The following is a 22,442-nucleotide window of genomic DNA, read 5'->3' as shown; positions in this document are numbered from 1 at the left end:
GGCCGCGGCCGCTACCGGGCGGCGGCACGCCGCGCGCGGAAATGCCGCGGGTCGGGGCGGCGGGTCGCGCGGCGGTAGGCGAAGGTGTAGCCCGGCCAGTTGTTGACGACCTTCCCGCCCGCCGTCATGTACCAGCTCCGGCAGCCCGCCTCCCAGACGGTCGAGCGCATCCGCTCCTGCATCTCCCGGGTGAACGCGTCCTGCACGTCCGGCCGCACGTCGATCCAGTCCAGGCCCGCGCCGCGCAGCGCCTCCACGCACCCGAGGACGTACCGGAACTGCGACTCCAGCATGTAGATGATCGAGTTGTGCCCGAGGTTGGTGTAGGGCCCGTACAGCAGGAACAGGTTGGGGAAGCCGCTGACGGTGATGCCGAGGTGCGCCTGCGCGCCGTCCCGCCACGCCTCGTTCAGCTCCCGCCCGTCCCGTCCGACGATCTTCATGGGGGACAGGAACTCGGTGGAGCGGAACCCGGTCGCGTACACGATGACGTCGGCTTCGTGCTCGCCGCCCGCCGTCCGGATGCCCGCCGGGGTGACGCGCTCGATCGGGTCGGTGACGAGCCGCACGTTCGGCCTGTTCAGCGCCGGATAGTAGTCGCCGGACAGCAGGATCCGCTTGCACCCCATCCGGTATCCGGGGACGAGCTCGGCGCGCAGCGCGGGGTCGGCGACCTGCTCGGCCAGGTGCCGGCGGAAGCCGCGCTCCATGATCCCCATCAGCCGCGGGTACCGGATGAAGCCGAGAGCGCGGGCCTCGAACAGCGCGTAGATCCGGGCGCGGCTCAGCGCGTACAGCCCCGGCACGGCCCGCAGCGCGGCCCGCTCCCAGTCCCGGTACGGCCGGTCCGGCTTGTCGATCACGTACGGCGCGGACCGCTGGAACAGCAGCAGCTCGGCCGCCGCTTCGGCGATCTCCGGGACGATCTGGACCGCGCTCGCGCCCGTCCCGATCACCGCGACGCGTTTGCCCCGCAGGTCGGTGCCGTGGTCCCAGCGGGAGGAGTGGAAGGCCTGCCCCGTGAACGACTCGCGCCCCTCGATCGGCGGCAGCTCGGGCCGGTTGAGCTGCCCGCACGCCGAGACCAGGACCCGCGCCGCGAGGTCCCCCGTCGTGGTGGAGATCCGCCAGAGCGCCGCGTCCTCGTCGAACCGCGCCTCGGTCACCTCGGTGCCGAACCGGATCCCCTCCAGCACGCCGTGCTCGCGGGCGCAGTGCCGCAGGTACTCCAGGATCTCCGCCTGCGGCGGGAAGCGGCGCGACCAGTCGATCTTGCGCTCGAACGAGAACGAGTACAGGTGGGACGGGACGTCGCAGGCCGCGCCCGGGTAGGTGTTGTCGCGCCAGGTCCCGCCGAGGTCGCCGGCCTTCTCCAGGATCACCACGTCGCGCACGCCGGCCTGCCGCAGCCGGATCGCCATCCCGATCCCGCCGAACCCGCTCCCGATGATCACCACGCTGTGCGTCATGGCCGTCCCGAATCTCATTCTGTATCGGTACCCCACGAGCGTAGGTGACCGTGAAGTCACTGAGAAGGTGTCGCCGCGGCGCGTTTTGTCGGCCGGTCCTGACAGCATCCCGGCATGCCCGACGACGCCCTCGCCACCGAAGCGCGCACCGACGACGGCCCCGGCGCCGTCCAGGCGATGATGGCGCGCGCCTGCGAGTCAGAGGAGCACGGCTCCCAGTTCGCCCTGCTCCTCCAAGAGGCATTGCCCGCCGCCGAGCGCCTCGACGCCGGGGCCCTGCGCGAGCTGGCGCCGCTGCTGAAGCACGTCACCGCCCGCTTCGCGCGGGCCGACGTCCCGATCGGGTACCGGCAGCGGGTCGACCGCGGCCTGCGGGCACTGCTGGCGAGCGTGGACGAGGCGTACCTGCCCGAGGGGGTCCTCCCCGTCCACGACACCTGGGCCGCGCCGCTCCGTGAGCGCGTGCGGACGGCGCCGTCGGTCGAGCTGACCCGGTTCGTCCGGCACCTGGCGGGCCTGTCGGCACCGCGCCCCACGCGCACGTGGCATCGCGCGTGCGTCACCCTCGCCGACGAGGCGGCCGCGCGCGAGGACGTCGCCGAGTGCCTCCGCGCGCTCGCCGAGGACGAGCCGTACTGCACCCGCGAGGACGGTCCGCACACCGGCTCGTCCTGCGGATACCACTATGTGGTCCACCCGTACCACGGGGACGTCGCGCGCGGCGCCGTCTGGGCGGCGGCCCTCACCGGCGGCCCGGAGGCCGTGCCCCGCCTCCAGGCGCTCGCGCTGCGCATGGGCACCTCCGGCCGCGACCTCTACGAGGGCCCCAAGCTCGCGGGCGCGGCGATCAACGCGCTGGGCGCGATCGACGATCCGCGCGCGCTGGAGGCGCTCTGGCGCCTCCGCGCGCCGATCAGGAACCGCGCGCTGCGCAAGCAGCTCGACACGGCGCTCCAGGCGGCGGCCGAGCGGCAGGGCATCACGCGGGCGCAGCTCGTCGAGCGCACCGTCCCCGCCCACGGCCTGGGCCCGGACGGCTCGGTGGAGCGGACGCTCGGCGTCCACACGGTGCGCGTCGCGGTCGAGGGCGCGGCGGCCGTCCGGATCACCTTCACCGGCGCGGACGGCCGCGCCCTCCGGACGGCCCCGGCCGCGGTCAAGGACGGCTTCCCCGAGGAGCTGGGGCGGCTGAAGGCGCTCGCCAAGGAGGTGCGGGCGACGCTGTCGAGCGAGCGGGCGCGCGTCGAGGGCCTCATGTCCAAGGACCGCGTCTGGCCCTACGCCGAGTGGTGCGAGCACTACCGCGACCACCCGATCACCGGTGCGGTCGTCCGCGGCCTCATCTGGGAGTTCCAGGACGAGGACGGCCATTGGCGCGCATCCCTCGCCGCTCCGGGCGGCGAGGCCGCGCACGTCAGGCTCTGGCATCCCATCCGCGCGGCGGTGGACGACGTGCGGGCCTGGCGGGAACGCGTCGTCGACGAGCAGGTCCGGCAGCCGTTCAAGCAGGCGTTCCGCGAGATCTACCTCATCACCCCGGCAGAAGAGGGCACTGCGACCTACTCCAACCGGTATGCGGCGCACATCGTCCATTACCGGCGGCTGTACGCGCTGTTCAGGGAGCGGGGCTGGCAGACCAACTTCCTCGGCCGGCACGAGGGCGGCCTCAACGGCGAGGCGCGCGGCGAGTTCGGCGGCGGCGAATGGCGGGCGTGCTTCCACCACGAGCCGGTGGACGACGCCGACTGGGCGATCGAGTACGCCGCGACCGACCAGGTCCGCTTCGAGCGCAGGCACGGCCGGCGCTGGCGGGAGGCGCAGCTCGCCGACGTCCCCCCGCCGGTGTTCAGCGAGGCGATGCGGGACGTGGACCTGTTCGTCGGCGTCACCTCCATCGCCGCCGACCCGGACTGGGCCGACCGGGGCGAGGACCGCCACGCCGCCTACCGGCGCGAGGCGGGCTTCGGCGCGCTGACCGCGAGCGCCGAGGTCCGCCGCGCGGCGCTGGAGCGCATCCTGCCGCGCACGAGGATCGCCGGACGGTGCGCCCTCGACGGCCGCCACCTGGTGGTCCGCGGAGAGCTGCGCACCTACAGGATCCATCTGGGGTCGGCGAACGTCCTGATGGAACCGGACGGCGCCTACCTGTGCATCGTCCAGGGCCGCCGGGCCCCCGGCACGCTGTACCTGCCGTTCGAGGACGAGCGGCTCTCGCTCATCCTGAGCAAGGCGTTCCTGCTGGCCGCCGACCACAAGATCACCGACGCCTCGATCCGGCGGCAGATCGGCGTGTGATCACCTGGAACGTTCTGGAACCGGCGCCTCCGTCTGGAAAGATCACCTCATGTCCGACGACCTCCGGGCGCCGCCGGCAGCGCTCGACCTTCTGGACCGCCCGCCCGGCCCGGCCGGGCCCCTGCCCGAGCCCGGCGTGCCCGCGCACGGGCTCGGCCGCGACGGCTCACTCGCCCGCGACATCGGCGGTTACCAGGCGGTCCTCGCCATCGCCGACCCGATGACCGTCCGGCTGACCTTCATCGGCGCGGAGGGCCGCGCGCTGCCGACCGTCCCGGGCGCGCTCAGGGGAGCGTTCGCCGCGCAGGTCAAGGAGACGAAGGCACTGGCGAGGCAGGTCCGCGCGACGCTGGCCGCCGAGCGGGCGCGGGTCGAGGCGCTGATGGCGGCCGAGCGGACCTGGCCGTACGGGCAGTGGTGCCGGGACTACCGCGACCACCCGGTCACCGGGCGGGTCGCGCACGGTCTGATCTGGGAGTTCGAGGAGCCGGACGGGCACTGGCACGCCGCCACGCCCGGCGAGGACGTCCTGGTCACCGTGGACGGCCGCGCCCTGCCCGTGCCGCCACGCGGCGCGCGGGTCCGGCTGTGGCATCCGGCGCGGGCGTTCCCCGGGTCCGTCCGGGCCTGGCGGAACTTCGTGACCGGCAACCGGATGGCGCAGTCGTTCCGGCAGGCGTTCCGCGAGACCTACCGGCCCGGCCCGTCCGGCGCCGGGGACCTGCGCCGCGGCCGTTTCGACGGGGAGGCCCGGCGTGTCCTCGCCGAGGGCGCGTGGCGGGTCGGCTGCCACGGGGGCCGGGCGCGGATGACGTTCGAGCGGCGGGTCGCCGGCCGCTGGCGGGAGGAGCCGCCGCGGGCCGTGCCGCAGCCGGTGTTCAGCGAGGGCATGCGGGAGGCCGACCTGTTCCTGCGCCTCGCCCCGGCCGAGGAGGAGGACCCGTTCGGCGCGCTGTCGGCGACCGCCGAGATCCGCGCGGACGTGCTGCGCCGGGTCCTGCCCGGCACGAGGATCGCCGACCGCTGCTCGGTCGACGGGCGGTTCCTCGTCGTCCGCGGCGGACTGCGCACCTACCGCGTCCACCTCGGCTCCGGCGGCGTGCTGATGGAGCCGGGCGACGACCGGCTGCTGGTCGAGCCGTCCCGGCGGACGGGGCAGAAGGGCCTGTTCCTGCCGTTCGAGGACGAGGAGCTGGCGCGCGTCCTCGGCACGGCGTCCCTGCTGGCCGCAGACCACCGGATCACCGACGAGGCCGTCCTGCGGCAGATCAAGAAGGGGGCCTGATGGAGCTGGCCGCGCGACTGTTGCGCGTCATGACCGAACCGACGACGGAGGACGAGGAGCTGCGCACCTGGCATCCCGACCTGTCGGCACTGTCCGACCAGGACCTCGGCACCCTCGTGCCCGCCGCCTACGCGGTCGGCCGGGAGGCGCCGTTCGTGTCGACGTCGGTCCGGTTCAGCGTCGAGGACGAGGCCAAGCAGCGGCAGCCGCGCTACACGCCGGAGGCGTGCGAGCGGATGTTCCAGGCGCTGGTCGGCGGGCTGGCCCAGCGCAGGTGGGCGGACCTCGTGCTCGGTGCGGGCACGCTGGTCCGCTGCACGGGGCCCTGGCCCGACCTCGCCGGCCCGGCCCGGACGCTGGCCGAGTACCTTCTCGACCACGAGCGCCTCGACCAGCCGTTCGCGCTGCTCGCGATCGGCGGGCTCGCGGGCGACGGCGTCCTGCGGGCGGTCGCCGACCGTCTCGGCCAGGTCAGGCGGGGGCCGATCGCGCGGGACGAACTCGACCTCGTGCTGCGCCTGGCACCGGCGGAACGCGTGCTGCTGGCCGAGCTTTTCGACACCCGGTCCTTCACCTCCCCGGCGGTCGCGCCCCAGGTGTGGGAGCGGGTCGCCGCCATCCCCGCCTGCGTCGAGTACGCCCGCGCGGCCCTGGAGTCCGCCGCCGACCGCGCCCGCGCCGTCCAGGACGGCGAGATCCCGTTCCGCGCGGACAAGGCGTTCACCGGGGACGAGGTCGCCGCCGTCGGGCACGCCGCGCGCATCGCGCTGCTGCGCGACGAGCCGTGGCTGCCCGGCCTGTTCGACCGTCTCCTGCCCGGCATCTCCGTGGCTCCGACGGACGCGAGGACGCTGCCGTCGCAGGCCCTGCTGTACGAGATCGTCCGGGCCGCGCAGGAGTTCCCGACGCCCGAGCTGGTCACCGCGATCCGGACCGTCCGCGGGAAGGCCCGGCACGCCGGGGTGCCCAAGCAGCTCGACAAGATGCTCAAGAAGGTCGAGGCGGCCCTCGCCGAGCGGACCGAGGTCGCGCTGCGCCTCCCCGATCTGGGCTTCGGCCCCGGGGGCGTCCTGCGCCGGGAGCTCGGCGGCTACACGGCCCTCGTCACCGTCACCGCCGGCAAGGCCGAGCTGACCTTCGAGAAGGACGGCACGGCGCTGAAAGGCGTGCCCGCGCCCGTCCGCCGCGACCACAAGGCCGAGGTCGCGGAGCTGCGCGACCTCGCCAAACGCGTCAGCGCCCAGCTGGTCACGCTCGCGCGGGCGCTGGAGGGCGGCTTCACCGTCGACGCCGTCCACCCGTTCGGCCGGTGGCGGGACGCGCTCCTGCGCCACCCGATCGCCGGGCCGGTGGTGCGCACGCTCCTCTGGCAGGTCGAGACCGCCCCCGGCGACTGGCGCACCGTCCTCCCCGAGGCGGACGAACCGCCGGACGCCGCCGATGACGCGCCCGTCCGGCTGTGGCACCCGATCAGGTCGCGGCCGGACGAGGTGCGCGCCTGGCGCGACCTGCTCGTCGAGCGGCGGATCCGGCAGCCCTTCAAGCAGGCGTTCCGCGAGATCTACCTCCTCACCCCCGCGGAAGAGGACACCGCGACCTACTCCAACCGGTTCGCCGCGCACCTCGTCCACTACCGGCGGATGTTCGCCCTGTTCCGGGCCCGCGGCTGGACGAGCGCCCTGCTCGGCCCCTGGGACGGCGGAGGCTCCGACGAGGCGGTCCGGACACTCGCGGCGGGGGAGTGGCGGGTCAGGTTCTCCCACGTCCTGGCCGACTGGCAGGGCGAGCACGAGATCGCCGGGACGAACCGGGTGGTGTTCGACCGCCGCGGCGACGGCGGCGGCTGGCGGGAGGCGGCCCTCGCCGACGTCCCGCCGCTGGTGTTCAGCGAGGCGATGCGGGACGTGGACCTGTTCGTCGGCGTCGCCTCCATCGCCGCCGACCCCATGTGGGAGGACGGCGAGGCGCACGAGTACTGGGTGCGCGCGTGGTACGCCGACCTCGGCGAGTCGACCCGGACCCGCAGGGACGCCCTGGAACGCGTCCTGCCGCGCACGAAGATCGCCGACCGGTGCGCGATCGACGGCCGCTACCTGGTCGTGCGCGGCGAGCTGCGCACCTACAGGATCCACCTCGGCTCGGCGAACATCGTGATGGAACCGGACGACACGTTCCTCTGCATCGTCCCGGAGCGCCGCGCCGCCGGCGCCAGAGTCTTCCTGCCGTTCGAGGACGAGCGGCTCTCCCTCATCCTCAGCAAGGCGTTCCTGCTCGCCGCCGACGACGCGATCGAGGACGAGTCCATCCTGACGCAGATCAAGCGAGGTGCCTGATGCCCGCCGTGAACTTCCGCGACGAGACGGCCGCCGGCGCGCCCGTCGCCGGTTTCCAGGTGGCCGGGCTGCCCGACCGGATGACGGTCCGGGAGCTGATCAGGCTCCGGGTCCGCGAGGAGGTCGCCCGGCACAACGCGCGCCCCTCCGACCGGTTCCACGGCCTGGTCCGCCCGGACGGCGCCGAGGCGGAGCTGAACGGCTACCGGCTGCGCGAGCCCCGCCGCCTGGACTGGGAGCGGCAGGCCGACATCGCCGAGCGCGCCTTCCTCGGCAACGGGTTCTTCGTGCTCGCCGCCGACCGCCAGGTCGAGGACCTCGACGAGGAGATCGACCTCACCGGAGACCCCGACCTGGTCTTCATCAGGCTCGTCCCGCTCGCCGGCGGCTGAGGACCCGACCGGCCGAGGACACGACCGGGCGAGGGGCTCAGCCGACCAGGCCGAACTCGTGGGCGCGCAGCCCCGCCTGGAAGCGGGAGTCGGCGTCCAGCAGGACGAGGATCTCGGCGACGCGGCGCCGGTAGGTGCGCAGCGACATGCCGAGCCGCCGCGCGGCCGCCTCGTCCTTCAGCCCGCCGCCGAGCAGCCCCAGGATGCGCAGGCTCTCCTCGCTCAGCGCGGGCGGCCGGTCGCGCCGGTGGTCGGCCAGCTCGGTCGCCGTCTCCCACGTCGCCCGGAACAGCGAGACCACGCCCTTCACCACGCCCGGCGACCGGACGACGGTGTACTCGCGGACCCCGCCCTCCACCGGGCCCGCGAGGATGGCGACCTTCCGGTCCACGATGATCGTCTCGTGGGGTAGCGGCGTCGGGCAGATCCGCACCCGCGCGCCCGCGGCGGCGACCGCGAGGAGCCGCCGCTCGGACTCCTCGTCGGCGAGGGCCGCCGGGTTGTACAGCTTGCGGACGGCCGGGGCGGGCCGGATCCGGTGCCGCTCGGCGATGATCCGCTCCCGGAGCCCGGGCAGCGCCCACGTGTTCTGGTCCGTCGCGGCGCACGCGAACTCCTCGCACGCGAAGAACAGCCGTCCGGCGCGCTCGACCAGCTCCGCCTCCCCGCGAAGCACGACGTTCCGGTCCAGATCGACGCTCACGCAGCCAGTCTGCCACGCGGCCCGCCGCGCGGCGCGGTGGCAGCAAGCTGCCAGCCGATCGCCCCGGCCCCGCGGGCCCAGCACAGTGGACCGCATGACACGACACTTCGATCTCGGCGGCGACCTGCGGATCTCCCGGATGGGCTTCGGCGCGATGCGGCTGCCCGTGAGCACCCTCGGCGGACCCGCGAACGACCGGGGCACCGGAATCAAGATCCTCCAGCGGGCGGTCGAGCTGGGCGTGGACCACATCGACACGGCGGCGTTCTACTACTACGAGGGCGGTCCCGCGGCCAACGAGATGATCCGCGCCGCGCTCGCCCCCTACCCGCCCGGCCTGGTCGTCGCCACGAAGGTGGGACCGTACCGGGGACCGGGCGACCCCTACCCGTCCGGGCAGCTCCCGGCTTCGGAGCTGCGCGCCGAGGTGGAGCGCAACCTCACCGAGCTGGGGCTCGACCGGCTCGACCTGGTCTACCTGCGGCCCGGCGGGCTGGAGGCCCCGTCGGACGAGCCGGTCGGGGAGCGCTTCGCCGTCCTGGCCGGGCTGCGCGAGGAGGGGCTGATCAGGCATCTCGGGCTGAGCCACGTGAGCCCCGCCCAGCTGGAGGAGGCGCGCGGGATCGCGCCGGTCGCGGCCGTCCAGAACCGGTTCGACGTGACGCGGTCGCGGGACGCCGAGCTCCTGGCCTCCTGTGAGCGCGAGCACATCGCCTACGCCCCCTACTTCCCGCTCGGCGGGTTCGGCATCCCGGACGACGCGCGCGTCAACGCGATCGCCGCCCGTCACGGCGCCACCGTCCCGCAGGTGCTCCTCGCGGGGCTGCTGGCGCTCTCCCCGGTGATGCTCGCGATCCCGGGCACCGGCTCCCCGGCCCACCTGGAGGAGAACCTCGCCGCCGCGGATCTCACGCTCGCCCCGGAGGATCTCGCCGCCCTGAAGCGGTGAGGACCGCGCGCGCGGACGCCGGACCCTCTACCCTGAACAGGTTTGCGATCAGGGGGAGAGCATGTCGACGACGCGGCTGCTGGTGCTCGGCGGGGTGCGCAGGTTCGGGCGGGCGCACGGCTACGAGGTCCGCCGCGAGCTGCTCTCCTGGGGCTCGGACGAGTGGGCCCACGTCAACCCGGGCTCGATCTACCACGCGCTCAGGCAGCTGGCCAAGGAGGGCCTGCTGCACGCCCACGAGGTGGAGGAGAGCGAGGCCGGTCCGCCGCACACCGACTACGAGATCACCGACGCCGGCCGGGAGGAGTTCCACCGGCTGCTGCGCTCCGCCCTCTCCGCGGTGGACGTCCGGCACCCGGAGATGCTGACCGCGGGCCTGGGGTTCCTCACCGAGCTGCCGCGCGCGGAGGCGCTCGCCCTGCTGCGCGAGCGCCTCGACGGCCTGGCCGCCTGGCGCGCCTCCGTCGCCCCGCCCCTGGACGAGCTCGACCCCTCCGACCATCTGCGCGAGCTGCTCGGCTGGTGGGTCCACTCCGCCGACTCCGCCAGGGCATGGACGCTCGGCGTGATCGAGCGCCTGGAGGCGGGCGCCTACGTCATGGCCGACGAGCGCGGCTAGCGGCGCCCGGCCGGCCGATCAGGTGTCGACGAACGTCCTGGGGACGATCACCCGCAGGGCGTTGCCGCGCAGCTTGATCGACACCGGGGTGCGGCCGCGGACCTCGCCGTCCACGTCCACCTGCATCGGCGGGTCGGTCTCGATCTGCACGTTCGTCGTGGTGAGGAAGGCGTCGTCCTCCAGCGACCGCCACGGGCCGGTGAGGACGTGGCGGGCCGTGGCCGACGCCAGCCGCAGCCGCCGCTCGTCGCCGAGCCGGTACACCGCCAGCAGCCGGTCGTCCGGGCTGGCGTCGCGGGCGATGCGCTGCCCGCTGTGGTGCGCGCCGTTGGCGACGTTCAGCTGGTGGGTCGCGACCTCGTGCGTCTCGCCGTCGATCGTGATGCGGGCGGTGAACGCCTCGTGCCGGGGCAGCAGCCCCGCCGCCGTCAGCGCGTAGGCGGGACGCCCGAGGAACCGCTTGAGCATGTGCGGGACGTGCCCTGCGACCTGGACCGACAGGCCGAGGCTGACCATGTTGGCGAAGATGTGCTCGCGCTCGTCGCCCGGCCCCTCGCCCTGCGGGTCGCCCGTCGACTCGAACCAGCCGACGTCGACGTCGGCGACCTTCCCGCCTTCCGGCCGGGCGAGGGCGAGGGTCGCGACCGCGCCCGGCAGGTCCAGCGGCAGCTCCAGGCTGCGGGCGAAGTTGTTGGTGGTGCCGAGCGGCAGCACCCCGAGCGCGATGTCGCGGTGCGCCAGGTGCCCGACCGCCTCGGCGACCGTGCCGTCCCCGCCGCCGACGACCACGAGGTCGGGCTCCAGCGCGAGGACGTCGGAGAACAGCTCCGGCAGCCGGGAGGGGTCGGTCACCGGGAAGACGTGGGGGAACTCCAGCCCCGCCTCGCGCAGCAGGCGGCGGGCCGTGCCGTAGAGCCGCCGGCCCCGCCGGGAGCGGGAGTTGATCACCAGCGCCGCGCGCCCGCCGCCCGCGATCGCCGACTCCAGCTCCGCCTTGCTCCGCATCTGGACGCTCCGCATCTCTTCCGGTCGCCCCCTTCGTCCGCGTCACCCAGGAAGGTACGTGGACCGGAACTCCCGGCCCGACATTTTATAAACCGATTACACAGCGTTGAAACATTCCCGTCAGAGGGAACCTTTACAAGCAGGCATCCTCTGGACGACCGGGGCGGGAACATGCGGTTGCGCGGCTTTGCGGGAGCGGGACTCATCGTTGCGGTCGCCGGGCTGACCGCGTCCATCGCGGCGGGCGGCACGGCTCCGCCCGGCGCGCCCGCCGCCGACGACGGCGCGACCGTGGTCGGCGAGCGCCGCCCGCGCCGCCGCGTCCTCGACCTGGCCGTGCGTTCCCCCGTCCTCGCAGGCGTCGCCCGCGCCCGCCTCCTGCTGCCCCCCGGCTGGTCACGGGACGCCTCCCGCACCTGGCCGGTGCTCTGGCTCCTGCACGGGGCCTCCGCCGGCCGGGACGGCCACACCGCCTGGAGCGAGCACAGCGACATCGAGGAGCTGACCGATGGCGCCGATGTGATCGTCGTCATGCCGGACGGCGGCCCGTGCGGCAGCTACACCGACTGGTGGAACCGCGGCGGCGGCGGCGCGCCGAAGTGGGAGACCTTCCACCTCGCCGAACTCCGGCAGATCCTGGAACGCGGATACCGCGCCGGCCCGGACCGCGCCGTCGCCGGCAACGCGATGGGCGGGCTCGGCGCGCTGGCGTACGCGGCCAGGCACCGGGGCCTCTTCCGGGCGGCGGCGTCGTTCAGCGGGCCGGTGCACACGCTGCACCGCGATCCGTCCGGGCTCGACGTCGCCGACCTCGTCGAGCTGAGCGTCGCGATCGGCGCGCCGTCCCTCGACTGGACGGACGTGTGGGGCGACCCCGACGAGCAGCGCGTCGTGTGGCGCCAGCACAACCCCTACGACCTCGCCGGCCGGCTCACGGGCGTTCGCGTGCACGTCAGTGCCGGGGACGGCGCCCCCGGCCCCTTCGACCACCCCGGCCGGGGCGGGCGGGAGGCCGTCCCCCGCGACGCGCTGGAGGCCCTCGCCCACACCGTCTCCGAAGAGTTCGCGGGCAAGCTGAAGAAGCTCGGCGTCCCCGTGTCCACGCACTTCTACCGCGGCACCCACACCTGGCCCTACTGGCGCCGCGAGTTGCGGGCCGCGCTGCCCGCCCTGCTCGCGGAGATCACCTGAGCGGCGGCTAGGGTCGGGCCGTGGCCGAACCTCGTTCTGATTCAGCTGTCCCCGCGTTCTGGCGGTCGCTCGGACTGCCCGGCATCATCGACGTCCATGTCCACTTCATGCCGCAGCGGCTGATGAGCGCGGTGTGGGGGTACTTCGACGAGGCCGGGCCCCTGATCGGCACCGAGTGGCCCATCCGCTACCGGGACTCCGAGCAGGAGCGGCTGGACTTCCTGCACGGGCTCGGCGTCCGCGCGTTCACCTCGCTCGCCTACCCGCACCGGCCCGGCATGGCCGAGTCGCTGAACGAGTGGGCCGCCCGGTTCGCCGCCCGCGTCCCCGAATGCCTCCAGACCGCCACGTTCTACCCCGAGCCCGGCGTCGAGGAGTACGTGCGCCGCGCGCTGGACGCGGGTGCCCGCGTCTTCAAGGTCCACCTCCAGGTCGGCGGCTTCGACCCGCGCCTCAAGGAGCTGGACGCGGTGTGGGGGATGCTCGCCGACGCCGGGGTGCCCGCCCTCGTCCACGCGGGCTCCGGGCCGGTCGCCAACGGCTACACCGGGCCCGGCCCGTTCGGCGAGGTGCTCGCCCGCCATCCGCGCCTGACGACGATCATCGCCCACCTGGGCGCGCCCGAGTTCGAGGGCTTCTTCGCCCTCGCCGACGCGCACGAGGGCGTCCACCTCGACACGACGATGATCTTCACTCGGTTCGCCGCCCTGGCGCCCTTCCCGGACGCGCTGCTGCCCCGGCTGCACGAGCTCGGCCTGGAGGGGCGCGTCCTGCTCGGCACCGACTTCCCGAACATCCCCTACGAGTACGCGCACCAGCTGGAGTCGCTGGCCGCCCTCGACCTCGGCGACGACTGGCTGCGCTCGGTCTGCTGGCGCGGCCCGGCCGACCTGTTCGGCCTCTCGTAGCCGGCGGGCCGAAACCGTTGCGGTATCCCCACCATCGCGGACGATCCCATTGTGGCCGGGGTAAGAGCTCCGACCCTTCTTAGAGATAAAACGAGATGGAGTGGATAGATATGGCTGGCAACGGTTTGCCGAAGAAGCGCGACGACTGGGCCGACAAGCAGCCGGTGGTCAGCGGCTCCCCGGAGGACGTCGACGAGGTGATCGACCAGGTGGCGGAGAACCTCGGCGTCGAGCGGGGGAAGCAGGACTGACGAACTGATGTTGTTGGTTGCCTAAACAACTGGCCCCGCCTCGTGCGGGGCCAGTCTTTTTCACGGGTTTTCACGCGGGATGCCTGGTCGCCGGGGGCGACCGCTGGCCGTCCTTGACAGGCCGGGCGCCTCCGCCGACGGTGGGAGCGCTCCCACTCGATCGACTGAGGACCCCGCATGAGAACGACCGTGACCGTGAGACTCCGGCGGACCCGCCTCCTCCCGATCCTCGTGGCCGTGCTGCTGGCGCTGGCACTCGTCCAGGTCGCGCCGTCCCCGGCCCGCGCGGCCGGCGCCGGCTACTGGCACACCAGCGGCCGGCAGCTGCTCGACGCCGCCGGGCAGCCGGTGCGGATGACGGGCGTCAACTGGTTCGGCGCCGAGACGTCCAACCACGCCCCGCACGGCCTCTGGTCGCGCGGCTACAAGGACATGCTCGACCAGATCAAGAGCCTGAGGTACAACACGCTGCGGCTGCCCTACAGCAGCCAGCTGTTCGACTCCGGCAGCGCCCCGAACAGCATCGACTACGCCAAGAACCCCGACCTGCAGGGCCTGAACGGGCTGCAGATCCTCGACCGGATCATCGCGTACGCGGGGCGGATCGGGCTCAAGGTCGTCCTCGACCGGCACCGCCCGGACTCCGGCGGCCAGTCCGCGCTCTGGTACACCGCCGCCTACCCCGAGTCGCGCTGGATCTCCGACTGGACGATGCTCGCCCGGCACTACGCGGGCGACACCACGGTCATCGGCGCCGACCTGCACAACGAGCCGCACTCCCCGGCCTGCTGGGGCTGCGGCGACCAGACGAGGGACTGGCGGCTGGCCGCCGAGCGGGCCGGCAACGCGGTCCTCGCGGCCAACCCGAACTGGCTGATCATCGTGGAGGGCGTCAACGACCAGAGCGGCGACAACTACTGGTGGGGCGGCAACCTCCAGGGCGCCGCGCAGTACCCGGTGCGGCTGAACGTCCCGAACCGGCTCGTGTACTCCGCCCACGACTACGCAACGTCGGTGTACCCGCAGCCGTGGTTCGACGACCCGTCCTTCCCGTCCAACATGGCCGGGATCTGGGACAAGAACTGGGGCTACCTCGACAGGAACAACGTCGCGCCGGTCCTGCTCGGCGAGTTCGGGACGACGCTGGGGGACCCGCGCGACCGGACCTGGCTGCGCACCCTGATGGCCTACCTCGGCAAGGGCACGGGCGGGATCTCCTTCACCTTCTGGTCGTGGAACCCCAACTCGGGCGACACCGGCGGCATCCTCAACGACGACTGGACGACCGTGAACACGGCGAAGCAGTCCTACCTCGATCCCTACCTGCTCGGCGCCGGCGACCCGGGCGGCGACCCCGGCGACCCGGGCACGCCGGAGACGTCCTGCAAGGTCGCCTACACGGTGCAGAACAGCTGGTCGGGCGGCTTCACCGCCCAGGTCACCATCACCAACAGCGGGTCCTCGGCGCTGAACGGCTGGAGGCTGGAGTTCGCCTTCCCCGGCGACCAGAAGGTCGGCCAGGGGTGGAGCGCTGCCTGGTCGCAGAGCGGCGCCGCGGTCACCGCCGGGAACCTGGACTGGAACGCCTCCGTCGCGCCCGGCGCCTCGCTCTCGATCGGGTTCCAGGCGACCGGCGCGGCGAGCGGCGCGCCCGCCGCGTTCGAGGTGAACGACAAGGCATGCGAGGTGTGACATGCCCCGGAAGCCCTGGCTCGCCGTCGTCGCGGCCGCCGCGCTCCTGCCGTGGGCGGCGCCCCCGGCGCAGGCCGCGGACGGCCCCGCGCTGACCGTCGACCCGTCCGCGTCCCGGCACGCGATCAGCCCCTACGTCTACGGCATGAACTTCGCCGCCGAGGACCTCGCCGAGGAGCTGCGCCTCCCCGTCCGGCGGTGGGGCGGCAACGCGACGACCCGGTACAACTACCTCTACGACGAGACCAACCGGGGCTCGGACTGGTACTTCGAGAACGTGCCCGGCCCGGCGCCGGACCCCGCGAAACTCCCCGACGGGTCCGAGACCGACCAGTTCACCGACCAGGACCGCCGGACCGGCACCAGTACGCTCCTCACCGTCCCGCTGATCGGCTGGACGCCGAAGGGCCGCGACTACACCTGCGGTTTCGGCATCGCCAAGTACGGGCCGCAGCAGGGCGCCGACACCCAGTGGCGGCCCGACTGCGGCAACGGGGTGAAGCCGGACGGCTCGAACGTCACGGGCAACGACCCGGCCGACACGAGCGTCCCGGCCGGCCCGAAGTACATCACCGACTGGCTGTCCCACCTGACGGGCAAGTACGGCCGGGCCGACGGCGGCGGCGTGCGCTTCTACGACCTCGACAACGAACCCGACCTCTGGCACGCCACGCACCGCGACGTGCACCCGGACGGTGCCGGCTACGACGAGATGCGCCGCCAGACGTACGCGATCGCCTCCGCCGTGAAGGCCGCCGACCCGGGCGCCCAGACGCTCGGCCCGGTCGGCTGGGGCTTCCAGTCGCTGTCGCTGTCGGGCCTGGACAAGCAGACCTGCGACCGGGAGGGCGGCGACTGCTGGTCCGACCCGCCGGACCGGGCGGCGCACGGCGGCGTCCCGTTCGCGGACTGGTACCTCCGGCAGATGAAGGCCTACGAGCAGGAGCACGGGACCCGCATCCTCGACTACTTCGACGAGCACATCTACCCGCAGCAGGCCGGGGTGTCCTCCGGCGACCCCGGCGACGCGGCGACCCAGGAGCTGCGGCTGCGCTCCACCCGGCAGCTGTGGGACCCCTCCTACACCGACGAGAGCTGGATCGGCCGGCCGATCAACTACATCCCGCGGATGCGCGAGCTCGTGAACCAGAACTATCCGGGCACCAAGCTGGCGATCACCGAGTACAACTGGGGTGCGCTCGGCCACCTGAACGGCGCGCTGGCCCAGGCGGACGTCCTCGGGATCTTCGGGCGGGAGGGCCTCGACCTGGCGACGCTGTGGGCCCCGCCGGGCACGTCCGACCCGGGCGCCTACGCCTTCCGCATGTACCGCGACTACGACGGCGCGGGCGCCTCGTTCGGCGAGACGTCCGTCCGCGCGTCGAGCGCCGACCAGGGAAGGCTCGCGGTGTACGCGGCGGAGCGCTCGTCCGACAGGGCGCTCACCCTCATGATCGTGAACAAGTCGCTCACCGACGACCTCACCAGCACGGTGTCGATCGCCGGGCGGTCCGGTCCGGCGGCCGGGCACGTCTACCGGTACGGCGGCGCCGACCAGGCCGCGATCGTCCGCGCCCCGGACGTGGCGGTCGGGGCGGACGGGTTCACCTCGACGTTCCCCGCGTCCTCGATCACGCTGGTCGAGATCCCGGCGGGCGGCGGCCCGGCCGCCCCGGCGTGCGAGGCCGGCTACGCGGTGCAGAGCCAGTGGGGGACCGGCTTCACCGCGCAGGTCACCGTCGCCAACACCGGGACATCGCCCATCGAGGGCTGGACGCTGGGGTTCGCGTTCGCCGCGGGCCAGCGCGTCACCCAGGGCTGGAACGCCGCCTGGTCGCAGAACGGCCCGGACGTGACCGCCCGCGACCTCGACTGGAACCGGACCATCCGGCCGGGAGGCTCGGTGACGATCGGCTTCAACGGGTCGAGCGGCGGCACGAATCCGCCGCCGAGCGCCTTCAGGGTGAACGGCGCCGCCTGCACCGCCCGCTGATCACAGGACGGCGCGGCCGCGCGGCCCTAGTGGTCGCACGGCGCGCCGCCCGCGTGCTCGTGCGGCTCGACGGCCTCCGCCACATGGCGGGGGCCGTGCGCGTCGTCGCAGTGGACGTGGCCGCCGCCGGACGGCTCGTCCACGTGGTCGACCTCCAGCGTGGTGTGCGTGATCGCGTAGGCGTCGCGCAGCAGCTCCTGCAGGTCGCGTCGCACGGCGTGGCAGTCGCCCTGGGAGTCGACCAGCACGTGCGCCGACAGCGCCGGGTAGCCCGAGCTGACCTCCCACACGTGCAGGTCGTGGACCTCCTCGACGCAGGGGCGCCCGGCGAGCCGGGCGCCGAGCTCGGACGGGTCGAGCCCGGCGGGCGCGGCCTCCATGAGCACCCGGCCCGCGTCCCGCAGCAGCCGGTACCCGGCCTTGAGCATCAGCGCCGCCACCACCAGCGAGGCGACCGCGTCCGCGCGGGCGAAGCCCGTCGTCCACACGACCAGGCCCGCGACCGCGGTCGCGATGAACGCGAACAGGTCGTTCAGGATGTGCTGGAACGCGCCCTCGACGTTCAGGCTGCGCCGGTCCGCCCGGCTGATCAGCATGGTCGCCGCGATGTTGACGGCGATGCCCGCGAGGGCCGTCCAGAAGACGAACTGGCCCTCCACGGCGGGCGGCTCGATCAGCCGCCGGACCCCCTCGTACACGAAGTAGACGGTGAGCAGGATCAGCGTCAGCCCGTTCAGCTGCGCGGACAGGATCTCGGCACGGCGCAGGCCGAAGGTGTACCCGCCCTTCGGCGGCCGGGCCGCGATGCGCATCGCGACCAGCGCCAGCGCGATCGCGAACGCGTCGGTCATCATGTGCGCGGCGTCGGTGATCAGCGCCAGCGACCCCGCGAGCAGGCCGACGACCACCTCGCCCGACATGTAGACGATGATCAGCGCCAGCGCGCCGGTCAGCAGCCGCCGGTCGGCGCCCGCGGAGACGGCGTGCCCGTGGCCGTGCCCGTGCCCCCGCTTCCCGGGCGTGTCCTCGCGGTCCCCGATCATGTGCCTTCCTCCCCGTGGCCGACGTGGGTGAGGGCGAGATCGAGCAGCAGCCGGACGTGCGAGTCGTCCAGCCGGTAGTAGGCCATCCGGCCGGCGCGGCGGACGCGCACGACGCGGTTGGCGCGCAGCAGGCGCAGCGCGTGCGAGACCGCCGACTCCGAGTGCCCGCAGGACGCGGCGATGTCGCACACGCACATCTCCCCCCCTTCGAGCAGCGCGGTGATCACCCGTAGCCGGCCGGGGTCGGACAGCAGCCCGAACACCTGCGCCAGCTCGGTGATCGTCTCCCCGTCCGGCAGGGACGCCGAGACGGCGGCGACCTTCGCGGCGTCGACGACCCGGACGGCGCAGGCGTCCGGGGCGGCGACATCTGAAGCACTGCTCATATGAACAAAGATAGCGCACGGTATCAGGAGATCGCGGGCGCGGGCTCCTTCGACGGCGGCAGGGAGACCGGCCCGTGCGCCCCGTCGCCCGGCGCATCCTTCCCACCGGCACCCGTACCCGGGTCCTGCGTGGCCACGCCCGGTGACGGGGACGAGAGCGCGGGGGCCGGGGTCTCCGGCCCGGGGGACTGCGTCCCGGGGGGCTCGGTACCGGGCGTCTCCAGGCCGGGAGTCCCCGGGCCGGGGGACTGCGTCCCGGGGGACTCGGTGCCGGGCGTCTCCAGGCCGGAGTCGGACGGTGCGGGCGAGTCGCTCGCCACGACCTCCGTCTCCGTCCGCGGCAGCGCGGTCGGCGGCCCGTCCGACGCCCCCTCGGTGGCGCGGGGCCGGGCAAATCCCATCGTGGCCTCCGGGTCGACCAGGACGAAAGTGACGATCGTCCCCTTCTGGGAATCCCGCGGCCGGATTCGGGTGACATTCCCCTTCTCGAATCCCGGCCAGGATCGGCCACTGTACGACGCGTTCCGGGTGGAGATCTTTTTGTCGGGCGGAGTGAGGGGATTGCCGCAATTGCACTTCACCGTGGGCACTCCGTAACCATTGACCAGAACGCCCATTCCGGCTTGAAGGACGGCGGGATCGCTCGTCGCCTCCCCGTCCCGGTACCCGTGGTTGGTGACCAGCGTGTCGGTGCGCAGCAGGACCGGCGTCTGCCGCGACACGTACCGCGGGATGTCGCCCACCGGGATCCCCTGCACCCGCGCCCACGCCCGCGCCTTGTCGGGGTGGGCCCGCAGGAAGGCGGCGAGCTTCTCCCTGTCGCAGGTCGAGGCCTGGCGCGTCCCGCCGTAGAGTCCCGGTGCGTCCCCCTCCTTCGTGCCGCCTGCCTGCGGCCTCGCCTTCACATCGACCCTGTCGGTGCCGGACGCCAGCGTGTACGGGTCGGGCCCCGGCGATCCCACCGTCAGCCGCGTGATGGTCGCGCCGGCGTCCCCGCAGCCGGTCAGCGCACCCGCCGCCACGAGGGCCGCGACGGCCCCCGCCAGCGGCACGGCGCCGACCCAGGACCGCGCAATCGTCGAACGAATCTGCAGCATCTTCTTCTCCCGCTTCGGGCTCGCCGAACCTATACTCTTCGATGCCGGGCGGAGCGGTTTTGTGCCCGCGGGAATGCTCAATTTTTTTCGAGGGGGTGCGAATGGCGGGTCCGGTCCCCCTCTCCGCGGCCGATCCCACCCGGCTCGGCCGCTGGGAGCTGCTCGGGCGGATCGGCGCCGGCGGCCAGGGCGCGGTGTACCTCGGCCGGCCCGCCGAGCCGGGGCCCGGGCCGTCCCGGGTCGCCGTCAAGCTGCTGCACGCCCAGCTCGTCGGCGACGCCAACGCGCGGGAGCGGTTCGTGCGCGAGATGGCCGTCCTGGAGCGGGTCGCCGGGTTCTGCACCGCGCAGATGCTCGCCGCCGACGTGGCGGGCGACCGCCCCTACATCGTCAGCGAGTACGTGCCGGGGCCCTCGCTGCGCGCCCTCGTCCGCGACGAGGGGCCGCGCACCGGCGCGGCCCTCGACCGGCTCGCGATCAGCTCGGTGACGGCGCTGTCGGCGATCCACCGCGCGAACGTCGTGCACCGCGACCTCAAGCCGCAGAACGTGCTGATCGGCCCGGACGGGCCGCGCGTGATCGACTTCGGGATCGCGCGCGCGTTCGACGCGAGCGCGACGATGACGAGCCAGGTCGTCGGCACGCCCGCCTACATGGCCCCCGAGCAGTTCACCGGGCGGGTCGGGCCGTCGGCCGACCTGTTCGCCTGGGCGAGCACCCTGCTGTTCGCCGCCACCGGCCGCGACCCGTTCGCGGGCGGCCCGCTGCCAGCGGTGATGTACCGGATCCTGCACGAGACGCCCGACCTCGGCGCCCTGCCCGGCCCGCTCGCCGAGGTCGCCGCCGCCTGCCTCGCCAAGGACCCGCAGGCCCGCCCCACCTCCGAGGACGTCCTGCTGTGGCTGCTCGGCGAGAGCGAGCGGCACGCCCGGCTGGAGATCCCCATCGAGCACGTCACGGAGGACTTCACCGGCCCGACGGCGCCGGTCCCGGGGCCCGTGCTCGAGATCACGCCGCAGCCGACCGCCGACACGTTCGTCCAGACCTCCGGTGTGCAGACGCCGACATGGCCCGGCCCGCCCACGGCCGCACCGGCTCCGCCTTCGCCCGCTCCGCCCGCGCCCGTTCCGCCGTCGCCCGATCCGGCCTCGCCCGGACCTGCGCTCGGACCTGCGCCGGGACCTGCGGCCGGACCTGCGGCCGGACCTGGGCCCGGACCTGCGGCCGGACCCGCTCCGCTGCCTCGGACGCCCCGGACGCCCCGGACGCCCCGGACGCTGCGGCGCGGCCCGGCGGTCGTGACCGGGCTGCTCCTCGCCGGACTGCTCGCCGCCCTGGACGTCGCCGCCCTCGCGATCCTGATCGCCCAGCCGTCCCTCAGCGAGGGCCACCGGGGCGGCCTGCTGCCCGTGGTCGCCTCGTCGTTCGCCGTCGTCGCCGTCGTCACCCTGGTCGGGGCGATCCTGGCGTGGCGCGGCAGCCGCCCCGCGGCGGGGACGGTGATGGCCGCGCGCGTCGCCCGCGTCGCGATGTGGGCGGCCTGGGGCGCGCTCGTCGAGATCCAGCCGTCCGCCCTGGCCGGCCACGCCCTGCTGACCGCCCTGGTGGTGGTCCTCCTGGTCCGCGGCCTGTCCCGGTCACCCGTCTGAGGCGGTCACCGGTCTCCCGCGGCGCGCTCGGACCACTCCTTGAGGTCGCGGTGCTCGATGGCGGCGGCCATCAGGCCGGGGAAGGCGTCGGGGGTGCACGCGAAGGCCGGGACGCCCATCGCGGCCAGGGCCGCCGCGTTGTCGTGGTCGTAGCCGGGCGCGCCCTCGTCCGACAGGGCGAGCAGGACGACGACCTGCACGCCCGCCGCCGTCAGCGCCGCGACCCGCTGCAGCATCTCGTCGCGGACCCCGCCCTCGTACAGGTCACTGATCAGCACGAGGATCGTCTCGGCCGGGCGCGTGACCAGGCTCTGGCAGTACGCGATGGCGCGGTTGATGTCGGTGCCGCCGCCGAGCTGGGTGCCGAACAGCACCTCCACCGGGTCGTGGAGCTGGTCGGTGAGGTCCACGACGCTGGTGTCGAACACCACCAGCGACGTGCGCAGCGACCGCATCGACGCCAGCACCGCCCCGAACACGCTCGCGTACACCACCGACGCCGCCATCGAGCCGCTCTGGTCGATCGCGAGCACCACGTCCCGCTTGACGGCCTGCCGCCGCCTGCCGTACCCGATCAGCCGCTCCGGCACGAGGGTGCCCTGGTCGGGCAGGTAGTGGCGCAGGTTCGCGCGGATCGTGCGGTCCCAGTCGACGTCGGCGAGCCGCCTCGGGCGCAGCACCCGCGCCGACCGGTCGAGGGCCCCGCCGACGGCCGAGCGCGTCTTCTGCGCGAGCCGCCGCTCCAGGTCGCGCACGACGGTGCGGACCACCGCGCGCGCCGACTCCCTGGCCTTGTCGGGCAGCACCCGGTTCAGCGACAGCAGCGTCCCGACGAGGTGGACGTCGGGCTCGACCGCGTCCAGCATCTCCGGCTCCAGCAGCAGGCGGGTGAGGTCGAGGCGCTCGATCGCGTCCTTCTGCATCACCCGCACGACGCTCGACGGGAAGTAGGTGCGGATGTCGCCGAGCCACCGGGCCACGGAGGGCGCCGAGTCGCCGAGCCCCGCGCCGCGCCGCCCCGGCCGGGGCCGCCCCTCGTCGCCGCCGGCCCCGTAGAGCCGCTCCAGCGCGCCGTCCATACCGACGTCGTCGCCGGCCAGGGTCACGCCGGTCCCGTCGGCCTGGTCGCCGCCTAGCACCATCCGCCAGCGCCGCAGCCGGTCGTCCACGCTCTCGTCGGTC

19 protein-coding genes are annotated in these 22,442 nt (G+C 73.9%); 12 read left to right on the top strand and 7 right to left on the bottom strand.

What is annotated here, in order from left to right; genetic code table 11:
• Positions 1–11 precede the first annotated feature (11 nt).
• The gene (locus BJ999_RS28305) at positions 12–1,487 is read right to left on the bottom strand and encodes a flavin-containing monooxygenase (RefSeq protein ID WP_229810592.1); all 1,476 of its coding nucleotides are present in this window, start codon (positions 1,485–1,487) and stop codon (positions 12–14) included.
• 96 nt (positions 1,488–1,583) lie between these two features.
• On the opposite strand from BJ999_RS28305, the gene BJ999_RS28300 reads away from it, so the two are divergent.
• Genes BJ999_RS28300 through BJ999_RS28285 form a run of 4 tightly spaced genes read left to right on the top strand, consistent with a single transcriptional unit; the run spans position 1,584 to position 7,774 of the window.
• Positions 1,584–3,764, top strand: coding sequence for a DUF4132 domain-containing protein (locus BJ999_RS28300; RefSeq protein ID WP_179836082.1), 2,181 nt, complete (start codon positions 1,584–1,586; stop codon positions 3,762–3,764).
• 49 nt (positions 3,765–3,813) lie between these two features.
• Positions 3,814–5,049: a DUF4132 domain-containing protein gene (locus BJ999_RS28295; RefSeq protein ID WP_179836081.1), complete on the top strand. Its 1,236-nt coding sequence runs from the start codon at positions 3,814–3,816 to the stop codon at positions 5,047–5,049.
• A gap of 29 nt (positions 5,050–5,078) precedes the next feature.
• Complete coding sequence (locus BJ999_RS28290) at positions 5,079–7,382, top strand: DUF4132 domain-containing protein (RefSeq protein WP_179836080.1); 2,304 nt, start codon at positions 5,079–5,081, stop codon at positions 7,380–7,382.
• The gene (locus BJ999_RS28285; RefSeq protein WP_089315791.1) at positions 7,382–7,774 is read left to right on the top strand and encodes a hypothetical protein; all 393 of its coding nucleotides are present in this window, start codon (positions 7,382–7,384) and stop codon (positions 7,772–7,774) included. The genes BJ999_RS28290 and BJ999_RS28285 overlap by 1 nt, the downstream gene beginning before the upstream one ends.
• Positions 7,775–7,811: 37 nt before the next feature.
• On the opposite strand, the gene BJ999_RS28280 is transcribed toward BJ999_RS28285, so the two are convergent.
• Positions 7,812–8,477 (bottom strand): DNA-binding response regulator, encoded by a 666-nt coding sequence (locus BJ999_RS28280; protein WP_179836079.1) that lies wholly within the window; start codon positions 8,475–8,477, stop codon positions 7,812–7,814.
• 94 nt (positions 8,478–8,571) lie between these two features.
• Between BJ999_RS28280 and BJ999_RS28275 the strand changes: the two genes are divergently transcribed.
• Both BJ999_RS28275 and BJ999_RS28270 read left to right on the top strand, forming a co-directional pair.
• The gene (locus BJ999_RS28275; RefSeq protein WP_179836078.1) at positions 8,572–9,426 is read left to right on the top strand and encodes an aldo/keto reductase; all 855 of its coding nucleotides are present in this window, start codon (positions 8,572–8,574) and stop codon (positions 9,424–9,426) included.
• A gap of 61 nt (positions 9,427–9,487) precedes the next feature.
• Positions 9,488–10,045 carry a PadR family transcriptional regulator gene (locus BJ999_RS28270; protein ID WP_179836077.1) on the top strand — a complete coding sequence of 186 codons (558 nt, stop codon included), beginning with the start codon at positions 9,488–9,490 and terminating at the stop codon, positions 10,043–10,045.
• A gap of 18 nt (positions 10,046–10,063) precedes the next feature.
• On the opposite strand, the gene BJ999_RS28265 is transcribed toward BJ999_RS28270, so the two are convergent.
• Complete coding sequence (locus BJ999_RS28265; protein ID WP_179836076.1) at positions 10,064–11,050, bottom strand: diacylglycerol/lipid kinase family protein; 987 nt, start codon at positions 11,048–11,050, stop codon at positions 10,064–10,066.
• Between the two features lie 177 nt (positions 11,051–11,227).
• Here BJ999_RS28265 and BJ999_RS28260 point away from each other — a divergent pair, with 177 nt between their 5' ends.
• The 5 genes from BJ999_RS28260 (at position 11,228) to BJ999_RS28240 (ending at position 17,085) form a co-directional block, all read left to right on the top strand.
• Positions 11,228–12,241, top strand: coding sequence for an alpha/beta hydrolase (locus BJ999_RS28260; RefSeq protein WP_373292855.1), 1,014 nt, complete (start codon positions 11,228–11,230; stop codon positions 12,239–12,241).
• A gap of 20 nt (positions 12,242–12,261) precedes the next feature.
• Entirely contained in the window at positions 12,262–13,149 is an 888-nt protein-coding gene (locus tag BJ999_RS28255) for an amidohydrolase family protein (RefSeq protein WP_179836074.1), read from the top strand.
• A gap of 110 nt (positions 13,150–13,259) precedes the next feature.
• Positions 13,260–13,400 (top strand): hypothetical protein, encoded by a 141-nt coding sequence (locus BJ999_RS28250; RefSeq protein ID WP_179836073.1) that lies wholly within the window; start codon positions 13,260–13,262, stop codon positions 13,398–13,400.
• A 177-nt stretch (positions 13,401–13,577) separates the two neighbouring features.
• Positions 13,578–15,092, top strand: a complete 1,515-nt coding sequence (locus BJ999_RS28245; RefSeq protein ID WP_179836072.1) for a cellulase family glycosylhydrolase — start codon at positions 13,578–13,580, stop codon at positions 15,090–15,092.
• Position 15,093: 1 nt separating this feature from the next.
• Positions 15,094–17,085 carry a glycoside hydrolase family 44 protein gene (locus BJ999_RS28240; protein ID WP_179836071.1) on the top strand — a complete coding sequence of 664 codons (1,992 nt, stop codon included), beginning with the start codon at positions 15,094–15,096 and terminating at the stop codon, positions 17,083–17,085.
• 26 nt (positions 17,086–17,111) lie between these two features.
• Here BJ999_RS28240 and BJ999_RS28235 read toward each other — a convergent pair whose 3' ends face one another.
• The 3 genes from BJ999_RS28235 to BJ999_RS28225 are packed head-to-tail and all read right to left on the bottom strand — an operon-like array spanning position 17,112 to position 19,611.
• Positions 17,112–18,128 carry a cation diffusion facilitator family transporter gene (locus BJ999_RS28235; protein ID WP_179836070.1) on the bottom strand — a complete coding sequence of 339 codons (1,017 nt, stop codon included), beginning with the start codon at positions 18,126–18,128 and terminating at the stop codon, positions 17,112–17,114.
• Positions 18,125–18,514: an ArsR/SmtB family transcription factor gene (locus BJ999_RS28230; protein WP_179836069.1), complete on the bottom strand. Its 390-nt coding sequence runs from the start codon at positions 18,512–18,514 to the stop codon at positions 18,125–18,127. The genes BJ999_RS28235 and BJ999_RS28230 overlap by 4 nt, the downstream gene beginning before the upstream one ends.
• A 23-nt stretch (positions 18,515–18,537) precedes the next feature.
• Positions 18,538–19,611 (bottom strand): FecR/PupR family sigma factor regulator, encoded by a 1,074-nt coding sequence (locus BJ999_RS28225; RefSeq protein ID WP_179836068.1) that lies wholly within the window; start codon positions 19,609–19,611, stop codon positions 18,538–18,540.
• A 101-nt stretch (positions 19,612–19,712) separates the two neighbouring features.
• Here BJ999_RS28225 and BJ999_RS41475 point away from each other — a divergent pair, with 101 nt between their 5' ends.
• Positions 19,713–21,260: a serine/threonine-protein kinase gene (locus BJ999_RS41475; RefSeq protein ID WP_218935273.1), complete on the top strand. Its 1,548-nt coding sequence runs from the start codon at positions 19,713–19,715 to the stop codon at positions 21,258–21,260.
• A 5-nt stretch (positions 21,261–21,265) separates the two neighbouring features.
• Here the strand turns inward: BJ999_RS41475 and BJ999_RS28215 are convergent, their stop codons facing one another.
• Complete coding sequence (locus BJ999_RS28215) at positions 21,266–22,402, bottom strand: VWA domain-containing protein (protein ID WP_229810603.1); 1,137 nt, start codon at positions 22,400–22,402, stop codon at positions 21,266–21,268.
• Positions 22,403–22,442: the final 40 nt, after the last annotated feature.

Origin of the sequence: Actinomadura citrea (assembly GCF_013409045.1) — a bacterium.
Lineage (GTDB): Bacteria > Actinomycetota > Actinomycetes > Streptosporangiales > Streptosporangiaceae > Spirillospora > Spirillospora citrea.
Note: the sequence above shows the minus strand (reverse complement) of the source record. Positions and strands in the feature narration are given on the sequence as shown.